Below are 1,465 nucleotides of genomic sequence, written 5' to 3' on the forward strand. Positions count from 1 at the left end.
TCAGTAGCGGTAGTGCTCGGGCTTGTAGGGGCCCTCGACGTCGACGCCGATGTAGGCGGCCTGTTCCTTGGTCAGCTTGGTCAGCTTCACACCCAGAGCGTCCAGGTGCAGACGCGCGACCTTCTCATCCAAGTGCTTGGGCAGCACGTAGACGTCCTTGCCGTACTCACCGGGCTTGGTGAACAGCTCGATCTGCGCGATCGTCTGGTTGGTGAAGCTGTTGGACATCACAAAGCTGGGGTGGCCGGTGGCGTTGCCCAGGTTCAGCAAACGACCCTCCGACAACACGATGATGCTGTGCCCATCATCGAAGGTGTACTCGTGGACCTGCGGCTTGATCTCCTGCTTGGTCACACCCGGCGTCTTCTCCAACCCGGCCATGTCGATCTCGTTGTCGAAATGACCGATGTTGCCCACGATCGCCTGGTGCTTCATCTTGGCCATGTGCTCGGCCTTGATGATGTCGTAATTACCCGTCGTGGTGATGAAGATGTCCGCGTACTCCACGACATCCTCAAGCGTCTTGACCTCGTAACCCTCCATCGCCGCCTGCAACGCGCAGATCGGGTCGATCTCGGTCACGATCACCCGGGCACCCTGACCCCGCAGCGACTCCGCCGAACCCTTACCCACATCACCAAAACCACAGATCACCGCGACCTTGCCACCGATGAGCACATCGGTAGCGCGGTTGATGCCATCCACCAGCGAGTGCCGGCACCCGTACTTGTTGTCGAACTTCGACTTCGTCACCGAGTCGTTGACGTTGATCGCCGGGAACAACAACCCATCGGACTTCACCAGCTCATACAGCTTGTGAACACCGGTCGTGGTCTCCTCGGTAACACCCTTGATCTCCGCCGCCAGCTTCGTGAACCGCTGCTTGTCCGCGGCCACGGACTTGCGCAGGGTCTCCAGAACGACCTTGAACTCCTCCGGGTCCTCCGCCGACGGCTGCGGCACCGCACCCGCGGCCTCGAACTCCACACCCTTGTGCACCAGCAGCGTCGCGTCGCCACCGTCGTCGAGGATCATGTTGGCGACCTTGCCGTCACCGAACTCCCACAACTGGTCCGTGCACCACCAGTAGTCCTCCAGCGTCTCGCCCTTCCACGCGAACACCGGAACACCCGCCGGAGCCTCCGGCGTGCCCTGGCCGACCACGACCGCCGCGGCCGCCTCGTCCTGGGTAGAGAAGATGTTGCACGACACCCACCGCACCTCAGCACCCAAGGCCACCAGAGTCTCGATCAGCACCGCCGTCTGCACCGTCATGTGCAACGAACCCGCGATACGAGCACCCTTGAGCGGCTGCGAACCGGCGTATTCCTTCCGCGTGGCCATCAGACCCGGCATCTCGTGCTCGGCCAACCGAATCTGGTGCCGACCCGCCTCGGCCAAACCCAGATCCTTCACGGCGAACTCCAGGCCGTTGACCTTCTGCAACTTGACGCTCATGACTTCC

Annotated in this window: 1 protein-coding gene; it reads right to left on the reverse strand. The window is 62.1% G+C overall.

Annotated features, from left to right (window positions below):
• The gene (gene ahcY, locus E1181_RS31060; protein WP_132679967.1) at nucleotides 1-1,458 is read right to left on the reverse strand and encodes an adenosylhomocysteinase; all 1,458 of its coding nucleotides are present in this window, start codon (nucleotides 1,456-1,458) and stop codon (nucleotides 1-3) included.
• Nucleotides 1,459-1,465 lie beyond the last annotated feature (7 nt).

Source organism: Saccharopolyspora terrae, from assembly GCF_004348435.1.
In the GTDB taxonomy this organism is placed as follows: Bacteria; Actinomycetota; Actinomycetes; order Mycobacteriales; family Pseudonocardiaceae; genus Saccharopolyspora; species Saccharopolyspora endophytica.